Annotated in this window: 8 protein-coding genes and 1 pseudogene; 1 reads left to right on the forward strand and 8 read right to left on the reverse strand. The window is 46.0% G+C overall.

Annotated elements, in window-relative coordinates; genetic code table 11:
* Window positions 1-165 precede the first annotated feature (165 nt).
* Window positions 166-831, reverse strand: a complete 666-nt coding sequence (locus NXS07_RS15535; protein ID WP_258087099.1) for a recombinase family protein — start codon at window positions 829-831, stop codon at window positions 166-168.
* A 260-nt stretch (window positions 832-1,091) separates the two neighbouring features.
* Between NXS07_RS15535 and NXS07_RS15540 the strand changes: the two genes are divergently transcribed.
* Window positions 1,092-1,472: a DUF4158 domain-containing protein gene (locus NXS07_RS15540; RefSeq protein ID WP_258087102.1), complete on the forward strand. Its 381-nt coding sequence runs from the start codon at window positions 1,092-1,094 to the stop codon at window positions 1,470-1,472.
* Between the two features lie 187 nt (window positions 1,473-1,659).
* On the opposite strand, the gene NXS07_RS15545 is transcribed toward NXS07_RS15540, so the two are convergent.
* From NXS07_RS15545 to NXS07_RS15575, 7 genes and pseudogenes are all read right to left on the reverse strand, one after another.
* Window positions 1,660-6,786: a type I polyketide synthase gene (locus NXS07_RS15545; RefSeq protein WP_258087100.1), complete on the reverse strand. Its 5,127-nt coding sequence runs from the start codon at window positions 6,784-6,786 to the stop codon at window positions 1,660-1,662.
* Window positions 6,787-6,850: 64 nt separating this feature from the next.
* Window positions 6,851-9,322, reverse strand: coding sequence for a pentapeptide repeat-containing protein (locus tag NXS07_RS15550; RefSeq protein WP_038201898.1), 2,472 nt, complete (start codon window positions 9,320-9,322; stop codon window positions 6,851-6,853).
* A gap of 4 nt (window positions 9,323-9,326) precedes the next feature.
* On the reverse strand, window positions 9,327-9,980 hold the full coding sequence (locus NXS07_RS15555) for a hypothetical protein (protein ID WP_038201895.1): 654 nt from the start codon (window positions 9,978-9,980) through the stop codon (window positions 9,327-9,329).
* A gap of 15 nt (window positions 9,981-9,995) precedes the next feature.
* Window positions 9,996-11,255, reverse strand: a complete 1,260-nt coding sequence (locus NXS07_RS15560; RefSeq protein WP_038216050.1) for a hypothetical protein — start codon at window positions 11,253-11,255, stop codon at window positions 9,996-9,998.
* Window positions 11,248-15,696: a C-type lectin-like domain-containing protein gene (locus NXS07_RS15565; protein ID WP_258087101.1), complete on the reverse strand. Its 4,449-nt coding sequence runs from the start codon at window positions 15,694-15,696 to the stop codon at window positions 11,248-11,250. The genes NXS07_RS15560 and NXS07_RS15565 overlap by 8 nt, the downstream gene beginning before the upstream one ends.
* Window positions 15,697-16,165: 469 nt before the next feature.
* Complete coding sequence (locus NXS07_RS15570) at window positions 16,166-17,743, reverse strand: hypothetical protein (protein ID WP_230579576.1); 1,578 nt, start codon at window positions 17,741-17,743, stop codon at window positions 16,166-16,168.
* A gap of 297 nt (window positions 17,744-18,040) precedes the next feature.
* Window positions 18,041-18,156, reverse strand: a pseudogene (locus tag NXS07_RS15575) (IS6 family transposase); the annotation flags it as partial.

The raw sequence follows: 18,156 nt of genomic DNA on the forward strand, positions 1-18,156 counted from the left end.
CGCTCAATAGAAATCCACGAAAAACTCATTGGGACATATATTGAAAAATATCATTATAACGCTTTGGAGTCATGACCCAATGGTGTTAGGGGTATTGTGCCCAATTCAGCGAAAAGTTTCACGAATGAAAATAAATTTATTAAATTCAATTCATTATGATTAAATTCATTCTATTAATTTAATCTCTTTTGATACTTTAGATATTGTGTGTCTAGAACAACCGAGCAAGTCAACAATATAGCTATAGCTTTTGTGTTCCCTGAGAAGACCTTCGATTTTTTGGTGCAGTTTCTTGTCTATCGGGCGGCCTTTATACTTACCTTCCTGCTTGTCTTTCTTTACCCCCTGAGCCTGATGACGCCGCCTGTCTTCGTAATCTTTTCTGGCAACTGCTGCAAGCATATCAAGCATCATATTGTTGAGTGCTGTGGGCATACGTTCAGTGAATTCGTCTGTATTCTTCATGAACTGGTAACTGGTTGGGAGATCTAAAGAAACTACCTTCAGCCCCTTATGATTAATCATATATTTTAACTTTTCCCAGTCAGCTGTATTCAGCCGGCTAAGACGGTCAACTTGCTCAACTAAGATAACATCGCCCGGCATGACAACATCAAGTAAACGGAAGAGTTCTGTGCGATGGAGACGAGCACCCGATTCATTTTCTTCAAACCAGCAAGCAATTTTGACTCCCTGCCCCTTTGTAAACTCAAGCAGTTCGCTTTTTGCTCTGGATGCATCCTGTTCATCGGTTGATGCTCTCAGGTATCCGTAGATCCGCATATGGGTTTTCATCAGTGCACTATACATGGTGTCATTATTTTGGTGCATTATACATTGTTTTGAGCTATTTTCTGCACCGCATTTCGCCAGTGTATTAAGAGTTAACTTAAATTGTACTACTCGTATCGATTGAGTCATCTTCTCATTATATTATGTCGCCTATTTTTAGCTGATATAGCATAAGAACAATGAAAGAAATCAAATCAAGTCGTATTCAAATTTTGACAGAGCAGGAAATTCATGAGCTGTATTCTCGCCCCACTTTTAATCAAGCACAGCGCGAAGAATTCTTTTAGTTAGATCCTAGCATCAAAAAATTTCTATCAAAAATGGGAAAGATAGAAACGAGAATATATTTAATTCCCCTGATCGGTTATTTCCGCGCTAAACCAGTCGTACCTAAATTTAAACTACGAGAGGTCAAGCAAGATGTAGACTACATCTACGCCACTTATTTCCCAAACAGAGCTCCCAAATATCCATTTGTCGCTAAAAGTACTCGAGCAACATTGATTGTGAAGATGTATGAGATATTGGGATTTGCAAGGCTATTAAAGCGCGATAGACAAACATTAATGGATCGTTTAAAAGACGTAGCAACAATCTGCACGTATCCAAAATATATTTTTGATGAATGTCTGGCTTTTTTTGGGCAAAAACGAATTGGGCTGGTTGGAAGTGGAGCATAATTATGAAAACTTATTTATAATGCTGGAGAATGTTTCTGACAGAAATGGCATTTATATTCAATTAGTTAAAAAAACTCTTCCCAAATAGAACATTAGAGACACCGTAGTCCGATAAGTTTCCTATTGAAACCAAATCGCAACTACGTGTCTCTGAATTAGCTATTCTTAAACAATTCGAAGGTTGTTCCTACTTCGTAATTGCCTTAACTTGCAATCGATATGTAATCAATGATGCAAGTTCAGCCAGCGGCTTATCACTTAGCAACAATTCCAGCGGAATATCCAAACGTAATTGTTTGTTGATTTTTTGTACCAACATTAAACCATTCAATGAATCAATACCGTTGTTGGTCAAAGGTAGATTGGGATGGAATACTTCTGTTGACGTCCCAACAATCTCACCACAAAAGGTTTGTAGCAAGCTAACGACATCGTCCAGATCACTCACTGCAAGCGCCGCTTCTATGGGTAAAGTCTGAACCACATTTTCTTGCTGAATATCACGCAATAGCGGTAGGTGACGCATCTGGCTGGACAGCAAATTTGACCAATTCGTCAAGAATGGCACCAGTTGCGGCTCAATCCGAGCAAACAAGCGCTCTAAAACAGCTAATCCCTCCTCTGAACCAAATGGCTGTAAGCCACTATTTTCCAATATTGGCAGCGTTCGACTATCCCGCAAAGCGATCCCCGCTTCCCATGGCCCCCAATTAAGGCTTAACGCAGGTAAACCTTGCTGACGCCGTAAACAGGCCAGACTATCCAACATAGCGTTAGCCGCTGCGTAAGATGCCATACCCGGTAAAGCCAATAATGCCCCCAACGAGGAAAACATAACAAAATGCTCTAAAGGTGCATCAGCCAACGCTTGATGCAATGTCCAGGCAGCTAATGCTTTAGTGGCAAATACTCTATCAAACGCCTCGGGGCTGAGTTCACGATATCCCTGATCTTCAACATGCGCAGCGCAATGAATCACCCCACGCAGCGGCTGGCTGGCTTGTTGTCGATACTCAGCCAAACAAATGTGGGTCCTTTCCACATCACCGAGATCAACCGGCAGATAATTAGCCTCGATCCCTTGTTGATGCAGCATTTCCAATAACTTTTGATCCGCCGTATCAAGGGCAAGACGACGCCCGATCAATAACAAATGTTGAGCACCATGCTGTACCATCCAGGGGATCAATTGACGCCCCATATCACCAAAAGCACCAGTCAGCAGATAGCAGCCATCTGGACGAAAACGCACTGGTGGTAGCGCGGGTATTTCAGGTAATGGCACAAGGCGTAGCACATAACGCTGATCATGGCGCAGAGCTAATTGATCCTCGCCATCACCTATCAATAGCGCGTCCCACCATTTGGCTGGAGCCGTGATACTGTCAATATCCAGTAATCCACCCCATAATGCAGTTGCTTCTTGTTGACCAATAACGCGCATCATTCCCCATAATGCGGCGGCAAATGGATCGGGCTGATCCTGCTCAGTGATTTGATGAGCACATTGAGTCACTATCCACAAACGTGGTTTTATCGACCGTTCGGCCAGCGCCGCACACAAATGGATCAACGAATGATAAGCCATCCGCGGAGCCTGCAACGGCCAGAGGATCAGGATCCTTTCGGTTTCAACAGGAAGAGTATCAACTAATTCTTGAATTTTCTGATAACTGTCAGGCAGATCAGAATACAACGAGGCACACCCACCACGGCGTTGCAACTCATCAACTAACTCTTCTGCCAGAGCGTTTTCACCCCCAAGGATAGCCCATTGCGTCACAGACTCTGTTGATGGCTGAGCGGGCAGTTTACGCCACTGTGGTTGGCCGACAACCAGATTGTGCAGTTTGGCAGACAAGCTGTTTTTTCTATTACCCACAAGCTGAACGCAAAACCCGCTGATCTGACAAAGCAACATACCGCTATCAGTATAGACGTCAATATCACCAATCCATTGTTGTTGCGTCTGCTTAGTATTTCGGGCATGGGCATGAACCCGACCTGACAATTTACCATTGATACGCAAATGCTGAATACTGACCGGGATACGGAACTCGTTGGCAGGAATTGGCGCGTGAACATCAGCAGACTGAATCGCCAACAATGATTGGAAGATGCCATCCAAAGCCGCTGGGTGAAAATTCATTCCCTCCGGTGCAGGTGGTAATTCAATCTCACAGATTGTTTCTTCTTTACCAACAAACGCATGGCGCAGAGTACAAAAAACACCACTATAACTGAAATGTAGATGTTGAAATGCCTGATACAACATCTCTTGGTTCCACATGCAAGGATAGCGATCATTTACCGCTAATGGAGGAATAGCACAAGCAGTAGCACCCGGTACAACGATGTTCACCTGTGCACTGGCTGCAAGTTGGTAATGTACACTCTCATCCAGATTACGGGTAATGTGTACTTGCACTTCCATTCGCTGGCGATCTAGCTGTGTCTTTAACCTGAATTCTATGCCTGGCTCTAGCAGTAAAGCCGATTGCAACACAATATTATCAAGCGCTAATCCAACGTCAGGAAAACAGATACGAGCCGCCGCCAACATGATTTCAATATAGCCCGCCGCCGGAAACATTGCATTTCCCATGACAACATGATCGAGTAACCAAGGCACTTGTTCTACAGCCAACTCAGCTTGCCAACTCTCGCTGCCCGGCTGAGCTTCGCCCAATAATACACCGCTCAATATACGTAATCGGCGGCGACGGCTAATCTCTGGTTCATACCAATAAGATTGCTGATGCCAGGAGTAAGTGGGTAGATCAATTGGGCAAGCGGTAGGCATCAGAGTCTGCCAGTCCGGTTCAACCCCAGCTTCAAACAGCTGTCCTAACAGTTGTGGCCAGTTCTGCCCTGAGCGACAAGCAAACACCTGTCCTCGATAAGGCTGGCTCCAATCCTTTAATCCTGCACTCAGTAGGGATTTAGGCGAAACTTCCAGAAAATGGTGGAAACCCGCTTTGAGCATGTTTTCTACCGCATCGTCAAAACGGAATGACGAGACGACATTGTCAGCCCAATGCTCGGGACTCAACTTTCCATTAATCAACTCTCCGGTGACTGATGAAAACACTGGCAACAAAGGTTCTGCCGCGGGAACGGTTGCCGCATCCGCAGTCAACCCAGCCCTGATTGACTCTATATAATGGGAATGAGAAGCAATTCTATAATTGAGCCAACTACTGGCGATACGCTGCTGCTTTAAGCGCTCAGCAACAGTGGTTAATTCACTTATAGGCCCAGACAGTAAGCAACGATTGATACTATTACGCCCTGCTATCACTACGGCAGGCTCGGCACCGGGGGCAGACAAATGAGGCAATATCTGCTCAACTGTCGCCGCCACGATTAATAATCCGCCGCCTTTATTCAACACACGTTCCAGATAATGGTAACGCTGATGTAACAGTGTCAGTGCCTGCGTCAGATCATAAATTCCCGCCAGATAACAAGCCGCCGTTTCACCGGAACTATGACCAAGTAACGCCGCTGGTTTGAACCCCCACTTCTGCAACTGCGCAGCCATTGATATTTGTACAGCAAACTGCATTGGCGGCTCTATCAGTTCATCGGCAGAGATCAATGCCGCATATAAGGAAGGTGCAGAAAATCCCGTCCAAATTGCCTCACAACGCTCGAATTGTTCAGTAAATTCGGGAAATTGCTGAAACCAAGCGATAGAGTCTTGCCAATCTTCACTGCCAATACCCGCAAATATCCAAGCCAGACGATCAACTTTTTTATTATTATGCTCCGACGACACATTCAGATTAGTCAACCGCTGTCGCAACTGTTCTCGGTTACTGAATGCGATCCCCTTACGTAACGGAAAGCAGTGACGAGTCGTCGCCAAGCTATAGCACAAATCATCAAGGGCAATATCTGGCTGCTGTTGCAGCAAATCAGCAATGCTCTGCGCTTGTTGCTTCAGAGAAAACTCAGACTGCGCAGACAATGGCAGCATGAAAGCTTGCCCTTGCGTCGTCCGAAGTTGTACGGAAGATTCTGCATTATTACTTAACACCACATGGACATTCGTTCCGCCAAAACCAAAGGAATTCACCCCAGCTATCACTTTTCCTTCAGACAATGGAGTTAACTGCTGTGGAACTTGCAATCCCAACTCAGTAAAACGAATGTAGCGGTTAGGCGGCTCGGCATGTAAATTGCCCGGTACCTGTCCTCGTTGTAAACACAATACCGCTTTAATTAATCCAGCAATGCCCGCCGCAGCTTCCGTATGACCAATTACGGATTTACATGCACCAATCAACAATGGGCGGTCTGTCGGTTCGGGCCGACAGACCAGCCCCAGTGCTTCTGCTTCTATCGGATCACCTACCCCAGTCCCAGTACCATGGGCCTCAATATAATCAATCTCTTCCGGGGAAATCCCCGCCTGAGCACAGGCCATCCGAATCACTCGTTGTTGTGCGGTGCTACTTGGCTGAGTAATCGTGGGAGTGCGGCCATCTTGATTGGCAGCTGAACCGTGGATCACCGCCAAAACGGGATCGCCATCCTGTAAAGCCGCATTCAAAGGTTTCAGCAAAACAGCACCGACTCCTTCACTACGCACATAACCATCAGCGTTAGCTGAAAAGCTATGACAGCGGTTGGTCAATGATAGAAAACCAGTACAGCTTTCTACTACCGAAAAATCAGGCATCAACATTAACTGGCTGCCACCCGCTAGCGCCAGTTGTGATTCTCCGCGCCGCAAACTTTCACAAGCCAAATGGACCGCTAACAGGGACGATGAACAGGCGCTATCAATAGTCAAGGATGGTCCTTGAAAATCAAACGCATGGGATATCCGGTTTGACAACATGGTTCCCATTGCACCGGTTGAGGTATAACCGGTAGTCTGACGCAAATCAGTAAATTGCAGGTGCATATAATCATGAGTGAAAGCACCGATATAGACACCAACCGCCTGACCCGCCAACGATTTTGGCGCTATTCTCGCCCGTTCCAGCGTTTCCCATGTCACCTGCAACATCAAACGATGCTGTGGATCGATAAAAGGCGCTTCTGTATTACTGATATCAAACACCGCCGCATCGAAGCCGGTAACATCAGCGATAAATCCGCCTTCTCGCGCCACCATTTTCCCCGGCAAATTGCGATCTCGGGAACTATAAGCCTGAGTTGACCAGCGTTCAGGGGGGACTGGGGTAATTGCGTCACTTGAACCACACAACAGCTGCCAGAATTCCTCTGGAGAGCTAACACCCCCCGGGAAACGGCAACTCATACCGATAATGGCAATCGGCATATTATCGCTTCTCATCATATTAATATCCATAGTGGTATTCTTTACTCCGATTAGTTGTTTGCCAGAGCATCGTGCTTACTTATCAACACCAAGTCGTCGGACTGGGAATACATTTTGGCGGATGAGGTGGTAATCCCGGCGTCATCAATGACTGATAGCTGATACCCGTATTGAGTAACTGATAACGCAAACCACTTGGGCAGGTGGTGGCTCCATCCATTGCCTGAGTGATATCAATTGTCACCCCAAAAGCGACATTAACCGGTTGCAATGTATTGTCAGCCGCAGTACGGATGATACGTAATGGCGATCCACCACAAACTTGCAGATGGTTATTACCGACCTCACTCACCCGAATCACCATAAAGTTACAATATCCTCGATAATTCAGATCGGTGTCTGGCGGCTGGTTGGAGATAATCCAATATTGATCACTTTGCTTTTCAATGATTTTGGCATTAGATAACAGGCTGTAGCCGTTATCAGTGAATACCTGACGCAACTCTTTTGAGACTGTGCCACTATTTAATGAACTCATCAGCTCAAGCGCCGCACTGAATAAAGGCACACCTGTTAACTTATTGCCTGTTTCCTCAAACGGTAAAGCCACCGCGCCATTGGTCAGATTAGCGCCGGTCAATTTAGCTTCCGTAAAGATAGTGCCTTGAATTGAAGCAAAGGCCAGAGATGCCAGCTTAAGACCTTCGGTGGGTTCTAACATTGCCTTGCTGAAATCAGTATTCACCAGACTAGCATAGGACAAATTCGCACCAAACAATCGAGCCTGAGTGAAATTCATTGTCGCTAAGTTAGCATTCGACAAATTGACCTGTTCCAAATTGGCGTTATCGGCTCTGGCGTTACTGCCGTACCAATGAGCGCCAGACATATCAACCGCGTACAGATTAGCGCCAGTCAGGATAGCATTAGGCATAAATGTGTTGGCAAGAATTGCCGCATTACCGCCATTATCTTGCGCAACGTTTAATTGTCCATCCTGATAGTGAATAAATAACGGTTTACCATCATGTTCCACCAGCCAGTTCTGGCCCGGCTGACGAACCAACACCTCTGCCTGACCATTAACCAATATCTTTCCCTGATACAACATTTGACGTAACCGTTCAGGCAGTTGCTGATTATCCAGCGTCTGAGCATCGGCTTCATCCAAATGTGTCACTGTGGATAAAGCACCAAATTGAGCGCCAGTTAAATTAACATTCTCCAGACTCGCATTAGATAAATTCGCGCCAACTAAAGAGACATTCCCCAGAACAGTGGCACCGGCCAGATTAGCACCGACCAGAACTGCGCCATTCAGTGACGTAGAATCCAGATTTGCCTTTTTCATCGACGCCATCAGGAATATGACTTGATCCAGCTTCTGGCTGCTCAGATTAACGCCATCCATCTGTGCCTGAGTAAAATCCGTTTTAGCGGTAATCGTGGCATCAACCAAGTTCATCTCTGTCAGCACCGTCGCTAATAAGGTACTGTCGCTGAGGTTAAGTTGACTATAACCGGTGGTTAACGATAACCGTGCGTTGGTCAGATTTGCGCCACTGAAATTAACATGATTGATATTCGCCCCGGTAAAATCAGTCCCCACTAACGTGGCTTGACTAAAATTCGAGGTCTGCAAAGTGGTATTCTGCAAATTCACCAACGTCATGATCGCCGCGGTAAAATTACAGGAAGCCAGACTGGCGCCGCTTAGATCAACATTAATCAGATTCGCCTGAGATAAATCAGCATTCTCCATTATCACCGAAGGTAACAACGCTCCAGAGAAATCCGCACCGGGCGCTTTTAGACGATTCAATATCGGCTGACCACCACTGCTCTTACAGCCACGGAAAATGGCGTTCGGTAGCTCAGCGTCAGGCATATTGGTATCACTACCGACGATACACTTTTCAAAAAGCACATTTTTACCATGAATATGCGTTAGATCAGTCTTGCTTAAGTCACAACCACTAAAATTACAATCATCAACTTTGACATTAGTTAAAGTAGCGTCAATCAATGTCGAACCATGCAGGTCGGCATTGGACAAATCGACGGCCATCATCACCATTTCATTCAAATTCTCTTCGGCGAGATAAGCAAAACGCAGATCGGATCCCATTGCCCCCCATTCTTTAAGGAATTCCAGGTCCTTTGTCACGATAGTACGAGTAAATTGGGCTGACAGGGGCGGACTGCTAGTGGCTGCCTGCCAAACCAGCCCAGATTGTTGCGCCACCAAATAGCTGTCACCACTGCTACTGATACGACACAAGCGAAATCCAGATCCCATCTTTTCCAACCGGATCTCGGCAACCGCGCCATTGCGCGATTGATTAGCTTGAGGAGTATTACCGCTCGCGGCCAAGTATTGACCATTGCCCGCCTGTAACCAAAAGCTACTAATGCCATAAGCATTAATCATTTGATTTATCGCCCCTGATTGCTTGGCTGAAAGGCTGAGTGTACCATCCGTCTGAACAGTAATCAGTTGGCCGGAAGTTGCTGCAAATTGCCATTTACCGGCAAAAGATCTGGATTCACTCATGTCATTATCCTCTTGATTGAACTACAGAAACCTTTCCGGCTCTCCCGGCCTGACCACCACTGGCGCTAATACCGCCAATGCCATATCCCCCATCGGGTGCATGTGAACCATCACCATTTACACCCCCGCGCCCAGCAATCCCCCCTGCGCCACCTGGCTGTCCGACGCCGCCATCCCCGCCATCAGAGGTGGCAGATATTGGTTTCGGTAAGCTAGTCTGGATGTATCTGACCCAAACATTACCGCCATCGCTGCCAGCCCCGCCACTGCCGCCATTTCCACCATTGCCACCGTTACCGCCGATACCACCCGGCTTCCCTGACGATAATGAACTACCACGGCCACCATTACCGCCATCACCACCATTGCCGCCATAACCCGCTGTACCGCCATTACCGCCATTACCGCCACTATTGCTAATACGCACCACGCTCTGTACGTCAAAACGATTACAACGCAGGGCAAACCACCAGCTAGAACCTGATTGACCATCCAGGCCATTCTGACCGGGTTGACCATCACCACCAGGGCCACCGGCAGTGGGTGGCTTGCGTCGAGAGCCATTCTGACCATCAATCCCCCGTTGACCATCAGCGCCATTGGCTCCATCGGCACCATTCACGCCATTAGTACCCAAAATTTGAATATCTGCGACCATGACTCCTCCTTGCCGTTATTGTTTTTTGCCGTTGACATAAACTGAGCCTACGGTACCTGCTTTTCCGGCAGTTCCTGTGCTCCCCGATGTACCATTTTTACCTGAGCTACCACTGGAATAACCACTACCGCCGCCGCCGCCGACACCACCAGAACCACCATTGCCACCATTACCACCATTGCCGGCAATTGCCCTGGCCTTAAAGGATGCGCTCCCCCCTTCGTTGTAAGTAAAATAGATATTACCGCCGTTACCCGCGTTACCACCATTACCGCTGGCACCACCATTGCCACCACTACCGCCATTACCGCCGTTTCCAGCTCTACATTCGCTGGTAGAGCCACCGCCATTCCCTCCTTTCCCGCCATGACCACCGTTACCACCATTACCGCCATTACCACCATTACCGCCTTGTGTCAGCATATTCACAAAGCCTGTGATGGTACCGGTTTTAAAATTGACATCCTCTGCATTCCCTCCTTTCTCGCCGTCACTTCCTCTGGCACCATCAGTACCACCGCCACCTGCAGTACCTGACGTAGCCTGCGTTGCACAGGAGTTTTTATTATCTTTACCGGGGTTACCATTACTGCCGTCTTTCCCATTGGAGCCACTGTTTCCGCTCCCGCCATTGCCTCCGTTCCCTCCAACATTTTCAATGTTCGAGCCATCATTATCTGTACCTAAGGTATTAACTATGATCACTTCGTTCGCCTGAATCGTGCCATTGGTGAGATAAATAACTTTACCGCCAGGTTGAATCGTTATCTTATTAAAATTTAAGTTAACAGGTTCTCCGTGACTCTCTTTACTGCCAATAATCAATGGATTACTGGCAGTAACAACGATATCTTCACCACTGTATAACGCGACTTTCATCGGGAAACGTTTAGCGTTCAGAATATCTTCATAATCTTTGACCAAAGGAGAATAACCATAGATATAAGCGCGGAAAGCTTTACATATATCAGCATGATTACCGGTGACATTTGCCAACCGTTCAGCAGAATAGGGTTCAGGTAGCGGATGATGGGGTTCCATTCCGCCTGGTCCATACTCACTGTCAGGCACACCCCCAAGTTCCTTCAATTCTTGTATGGTTTGTACGGTAAAAAACGCGGGTGGCACAGTGGCTATTTTCGGGTCGTTAGAAAATATCACCGGCCCGTCAAAGTCCGAAGTGTTCAATTGCTTTGGCTGCCGCTCGGTACCGGTCAAATGATAATGCTCACGCAATTCAGCCAAAGTTTCGTTAACCGTTTTCATTTTATTCATGGGAATTCTCCTGAGTTTGGGTATAAGTTTGTACGTTTAGGATCACAGAGGCGTCACATATCAGTTGCCCACCTTGCTTAAGCGCCAAAGTGTCAACCACCACCACTATCGGTCTTGAAGTCGGATTGCTAATGTTCAGAACCCCGTCATCAGCAATCTCCAGTTCAGCAATCGCAAAAACATCAACGGTTGCCGGAAAGGATATCGGCGCTTCAACAGGGGGGATACCAGAAAGGGTCAATAGCTCCGATGCTGACGACACTTCTGCCGTATAAGAAGGAACCAGTGACTGTGGGTCGTCAGGCCGTAAAGAGCCTTGCGACGAAGATGCAACAACGACTTTCTCCGTTACATCGCTCTCTGGGATACCTAATAATTGCAAAACCTCTTTAAATCCTGAGCTATAATTTTTTAATGGCATAGTTGTCTCCGAGAAACTGTAAACAGAAATAATCTGCTGATTATCGCCATCCACGGTGCAAATAACTGGGTAACGGGTACTAACATCAGTAATGATGAAATAACCATTTTCATTGATAGTTTCGATCGTTGCCTTGTTACTAAGAGGGTGTTTGTTGTCAGCAAAAATTGCGCGGATTTTATCCATATCGTGTTGCTGGAATATCGGTAATTGATCGATACCCAGATCGAATATTGGTGTAGTTGGCATCCACTGGCTGATCTGTGGTTGGGTACGTTGATTTTCACCCAAGAATTTGCCGTAATTCATCGCCACCAGAGTACGGAACGAATCTATCGCCAGATGTCCAGCAACAATATGCTGGCGTTTAGCTGGATCAGGCACTAATGTCGAATCAGGGACAGTTACCAGAAAAGTACCGTCAGGATTATAGATATCAAGGATATAATCCGTTGGATCCCGCCCTTCGTTACGGTATGACAAGACATAAATATATCCCTTCGCCTCAACCGCAACATCCAGATACGTAATCCCGGCTGGCTTATTCAGTGGCATATAGGACAGATAATCCGCTACCGTAATCTGAGCAGGATTCGTTGCATTAAGGGTTAACAGCCAGGATCGAGCGCTGCTAAGATCATCAATTTGCCATTTGACACCTTGACCGATAGCGATAACCCGTACATTACTCAAATCGTTATATACAGATACGGTTTGTCCCTGAGCGGTCAGCGTGTAAGTCGCGGGTTTCTGCGGATCATATACCAACCAACTCTGCCCTTGCTGTATCACGTCAACCGTTGTGCTGCCAACTGGGTCAATATTACCGTCTGCGGTCTGGTTATAACTTAGATAGATCCCATCTTGCGCAAAGGTGGCAATAATCTGCTCGTCCAGTACTCCAGCATTCAGCGAACGTATAAAGTTTGGATCACTGTTACTGAACAGGAATGTCAACCCCTGCTCACGAAATGCTTGTTGTAATGCCGGGGAAAACTCCTGAGCATCCAGTGTTGCCTGATAATCAGCGGTAGCAAGTTGAAACAGTGTTGCACCCGCAAAACTCGGGAATGGGTTCCCTTTAGTATCAAACGCCTGAATACGGGTATTGATTGTCTCCAATAATAGTATGCGGCCATCTGGCGTTACGGTCAGGGCAATTGGCCCATGGGTTAGCCCTTGCCGAATCCCTTCTCCAGAGACAATCTGTGCCGCTGGAGCCTGATCATCCGGATAGCCCTGATCACCCAACGCCAGGATCTGCATCTTGCTATATTGCCAACTGACAGCAATGACATAGCCGCTCGGGTGAACCACCATCGCATCAAGATGTGGAATGGTGAAAGTCCCCCACGAAAGCGGATTATCCGTCAAACCAAAATTATGGCTGCCATCACGCAGGTCCACCCGACGTAAGTGATATTCACCAAACCGTGAATCAATAATAAAGTTATAAGGCGTGATGGTTTTTTCGTCCGGTCCTTCGCCAAAACTGTTATAACTGATCAGTGGTTGTACTTTGAAACCTACCGCAGATAATTTCAGACGCTCATTCAACGAGTCGTTGCTCAAAGTGGAAATGTTTTGCAACACGTACATCTGGCCGCTATTGGGTGGACTTAATGGATCTTCCAGTGGAATATCCTGACCAGAAGCCTGATAGCAATAACCAACCTGATAATCTGAATTCAGGATTGTCATATTGACCAGCTTGCAGATGTTATTGCCTACATTGCTACAATTGGTTGAAGACTGGGTTTCCAACGGCACGCTGCCTTCAATCCACTGGTACTCTTTTTTACCGCTATCGTAAGACAACTGTTCCCAATATTCGTATTGAGTCACCTGAGTTAGCGGCACCAACATCTCTTTTATATTACCGCTGACGCGCATGATGCCTTCATTAGGGTCGTCTGGCTGCGCATTCAGCAGATCACTGGTGTAGCTCCCCGCTAACCAGCCAGTGGCTGAATAGACATTAGCCTTGATTTTGAGTGTTCCACCCCAGCCAACCGAATTGAAATTAAAAGATAGTGGTGTATTGGAACCTGTCGCGGGTAATGGAATAGTCTGGGTATAGTAGGTGCCGTTGGTATATTCAACGGTCACCTGGCACTGTACTGCCACCGGCGGCCAGATTGCGGTTTCCGGACGGCCCGCTTCACCATGAGCAGGATCAGGATGCAGAGTAAAAGCAAGTGTCATCTGACGCTTGATATCCACTTCCAATGTGGCGGGCGAGGAAAGTAATTCACCCGTGGTTACAGCGATCTGTGCCACATCCAGCGCAATCGCAGCTAGCCGGAACGCCCAACCAACCACCGGAACCGCCTGCGCAGCCGCACTGGCTGCTACCTGGGCTGTAACATAAGTCGCTAACGCTTCCATCCCTTTTTTAGCCAGAATACCAATGGCAATACTGGCTAAACTGGTTAGCACCTTTTTAGTATTGAATAACGCTGAACCGACAGCGGCGCCACCGCCAATCAATGGGAAAGCAATACCGGCCAGTATGGCAACGTTATCCTTATTAGAAATAAAATCTTTATACCACTGGCTGTTAGTTACCATGGCCCCAGCTAACATCATCAGGGCCGGAATACCGTATTGGAACATACCGGTCAAAATCACACCCGGCCAAACAATCGGGTTCTCCCAACGGGAGGTTCCCAGGCCGCCAAACAAGAATTTAGCTGCCTGGGCTTCAGCCGGCCAGGGCAAGCCAAAGTTAGTGGGATCCGTGGGCATCGGGATCCCCATGATCGTATTGACATTAGCCAATACACCCAGGGCCTTTTGTGATGGCGTTTCGAATAACGCAGCCAGCTCTTGAGGGAAATAAAACGGCCAATCACCGTCAACCTTTGGATTATCGATCGGCTGTTCCATCTTAGTGTCTTTAAAGAACTGAATATAGACACCTAGCTGACGTAAGTATTTGTTCTTAAAATCAATGGAAAAATGGCTTTGGCTGCTATCGTAACGGATGCTGTCGGCATACACATCCATACCGTGATTAGGAGTACGGTTGGTGGCAGTCCAAATTTGGTTGGTGTCCCGCTTAACAGCCAATGCTGCTGCCTGATCTTTGAATTCGGCAACGTCCAGAGACGCACTTTGGCTGACACTCCAATTATGATTTTGCAGGCGACCATCATTATGCGAAGTTTTCAGCGCATTAGATGCTGGCGAGCCAGAATAATTCTCCGTTTCATCCGATAGGTTATATTGCATCACCGGATCACCTTCGGCGAAAATCACCTGTCCGTCTTGACCTACCCAGTCAAATTCGTAAAACATTGCGCTGCCATCAGGGTCAACCAATTGGCCATAAGTGGCAAAACCGCCTGTCTCTGTCGCGGGTCCCTGACTCGATATTGATATAGCCAGTTCATAAACTCGGTTATATTGCAGTGGGTCTATTGCCTCCGGTGGGGCAATATGTGCATTCATGACGATTGATGCTGCATAAGCCTGACTGTTAGACAATTCCGGATGGGAAAACACAATAGAGCAAGCAACATCCCACGGTGTTTTCATTTCATTAGTCGCAACCCACAAATCGCCGCAATGAATAGAATTTCGCGCTAAATGTTGGCTATTAACACCGAGAGCACTAAGTTTACCCGGCAAAGCCATCTCTATATTATTTACTGCCAGTTTTTCTCTGTTACGTTTGGCATAACGATGTAAATGAGCATTGGGAATATGATAAGAAAGATGATAAAGAACCGGTAATGAAGAACGATAAGGCCCGGATTTATCACCAACCACTTTAATTAGCGTAACGTGATGAGGTAAAAAATAGTGTTCAGGTACCTCCGCGAAATGGCTAATATTGTGTGAACCGTAACGCAGAACCATATCTATTGCAGGATTTTCTCCAGCTGCTCTGGCTAAACTTGACTCATCATGTTCTTGCAACGGTATATTATATTCACCAACCCAAAGGTTTAATTGACTGGATTGGGTACGTAAATGGCTTTGAGCTAGGTCAAAATGTAGAATATGCGTTTTCATTTGGATTTTATCTCTCTAAATGACTATTTTCGTTATCACAATAAATACTCAATAACCGTATAAATAATTCGGCGGAAAATCCCGAAAAAATAATCCCCATGAGAATGAATACATCCTCCTATAAACTTATTTTTTAAATGATAAACACCTAAAACTAAGTAGAAAAAGATTTATCTACTTTACAAAAATCAATTGAATGTGACATTTAAGCTACACAATTAATAATATTAATGCGATTTCAAACTTTTTTCATCAGTTAAAGAAGATATTTATGTGGCGCATAGCTAGCTTTCAATTTTAGCTAATTAATGGTTTCAATTTTAAATCTTTATTATCCGATGTTATTAGTATGAGTTAAATTAAGAATAAAAATAATCATCTAAAATTATAAAACCTATCTTCAATAATAAAACAAACCTTTAAATAATAGTCAGAAACTTACATCTCAGTTGCTTGTATCGATTGCCTGTTAGATTTCAGGTGCTTTTTCCTTAAGCGGTTTAGAACGATCCCTGAAATTCTTGATAGCAATCAGATATTGATTCGTGCCAATGTAAAGATCACCATTCCTGTTGAAATAAATACCACCATACTCATGACAGTAGTTTACCCCTCTGCCAAGAGGAATTTGCCAGATCACTCGACCGTCGAAAGAGTCGATCGCGCTGATGTAATACATCCCGCCTTTTGACGCTGATATTTCGTCAGACCAGCTACAGGTATGCGCGAAGATGATACCGCTGCCACGACAGAGCATGTTCATCGCGTAAAAGTGAACATCTGGGATAGACCATTTTTTTTCATCAGGTTGGTCAGAATTTTCAGGATTGATACGGATCATATCCATGCCGGGGGCATTCGGAACTAACTGGGAGAACGGCCATGTCGGATAGTGACCGAAATTATTTTCGACCACGAAAGTATCACCAACACCGATCAGCGAAGCTTCGTCCGCACTCTTCATTCTCAGGAAACAAGGGGTTTCGGAGATAATCGCCCCGTTCTCACGATTACAGACCACTACGTTCAGGCGAGGATCGGCATTATCGGTAATTGCCACCAGTTCAGTGCCGTTCTCCATTTTAGTGAGCGTCGGGGTCGTTCCCGAGCCGATATTTTTCTGACCCGGTTTCAGGTATCCTGCATTTTTATAAGAAGTTTTCCAACGAGTAACAACTTCATTTTTCTCCAGATTAAACGCCCAAAGATATCCTTCCGTACATAAGCCCTTATTGTCGATACCATTCGTAACAATATAGGCTCCCTTTTCATCAACCGCGAATGTATTGTTGTTCCACTGTTTTTCCAGTTCAAGAGAATTGATCAGTGTCGTATTCCCAGTACTCGGTTCGATTTCCACAACGGCCATTTGCGCCGAAGAGTTTAATGTGCTCTCTGGATAGTTTTGATAGTCGAACTCACCTGCTATCAGGCACCAGTAGAGATTCGGGCGTGTCTCATTCCAAACGGGAAGCGACGAGTAAAGAGAATTTCCTTGAGCTGAACCTGTGACTAACTCCACTATATCGTCACTCTGCCAGTTTGGTGTGAGTGCATAAATCTCATTGTCTCTTGACTGCACATCGGCTGTCGGATAACTGGCAATTTTGTTGCCCTGCACAACAATGGTGTTGTCGTTGTTGTCCATGTAGAAGTAACCGCCACCAAAGGTACTACCGGAATACTCACCCACAGATGTTGCCGAAATGATGTTACAGTTTTCGTCGAATACAACCAGCCAGAACAGAGATGAAACGTAATCCAGCGAGACGCCTATCATTTGATTCTTGCTATTACAAACCATATTCGGTGTGTATCCGAAGGGGTTGTATTGCTCGATAAGCAGAAGGTTGTCTTCAATGGGACCACTGAGTGACACGGACTCAGAACACCAACTATCCTGATGCGGGCTTCCAAAATTATTTGGTGCCATCCATGGATGTTGCGGGATCTGGGCATTGGCAAAACGATTCAGAGCACTTTTTGCTGCGGAAACATGGTGCAATGCTTCTTTTCTCATGGGAATTGTATGATCGAGTGGATTCATAATTGACCTTGTATTTGATTGTGAATATCCAATCCTGATCTTCGGGATCGGCGTGTTGAACCTTGAGTCATACTTCACAGTAAACTACACGCATATTCCCCTGAGCTTCAAGCGGATGCTCAAAGTTAATAATTACAAACTATATTCGATGTGTATTCGAATACCATAACATCCGTTTTGGCACACCACTCCGGACGGGTTCAGGAGACCATAAAAACAAACTGGTACGTCACTCGTCATTTTCGGTTCTGTCGCATTAGCAGAGAAAGTGCATCAAAAGATGAATACGATTATTTTTTATGCAGCGAGTTGATAGAAAAATTCGGCGGGTGAAAGCGGACATTCCGGTTCTTGCGGATATTGTCCTTTACGTAACATATTAACCAGCTCAATGCCCGCTAATACGCTCTGCG

Source organism: Xenorhabdus bovienii (genome assembly GCF_024721015.1).
Classification (GTDB): domain Bacteria; phylum Pseudomonadota; class Gammaproteobacteria; order Enterobacterales; family Enterobacteriaceae; genus Xenorhabdus; species Xenorhabdus bovienii.

Excerpts from the sequence above, each read along its gene's own strand:
- NXS07_RS15550 (WP_038201898.1), bottom strand. The coding sequence starts at position 9,322 with ATGAGTGAATCCAGATCTTTTGCCGGTAAATGGCAATTTGCAGCAACT.
- NXS07_RS15555 (WP_038201895.1), bottom strand. The coding sequence starts at position 9,980 with ATGGTCGCAGATATTCAAATTTTGGGTACTAATGGCGTGAATGGTGCC.
- NXS07_RS15565 (WP_258087101.1), bottom strand. The coding sequence starts at position 15,696 with ATGAAAACGCATATTCTACATTTTGACCTAGCTCAAAGCCATTTACGT.
- NXS07_RS15545 (WP_258087100.1), bottom strand. The coding sequence starts at position 6,786 with ATGATGAGAAGCGATAATATGCCGATTGCCATTATCGGTATGAGTTGC.
- NXS07_RS15570 (WP_230579576.1), bottom strand. The coding sequence starts at position 17,743 with ATGAATCCACTCGATCATACAATTCCCATGAGAAAAGAAGCATTGCAC.
- NXS07_RS15560 (WP_038216050.1), bottom strand. The coding sequence starts at position 11,255 with ATGAATAAAATGAAAACGGTTAACGAAACTTTGGCTGAATTGCGTGAG.
- NXS07_RS15535 (WP_258087099.1), bottom strand. The coding sequence starts at position 831 with ATGCACCAAAATAATGACACCATGTATAGTGCACTGATGAAAACCCAT.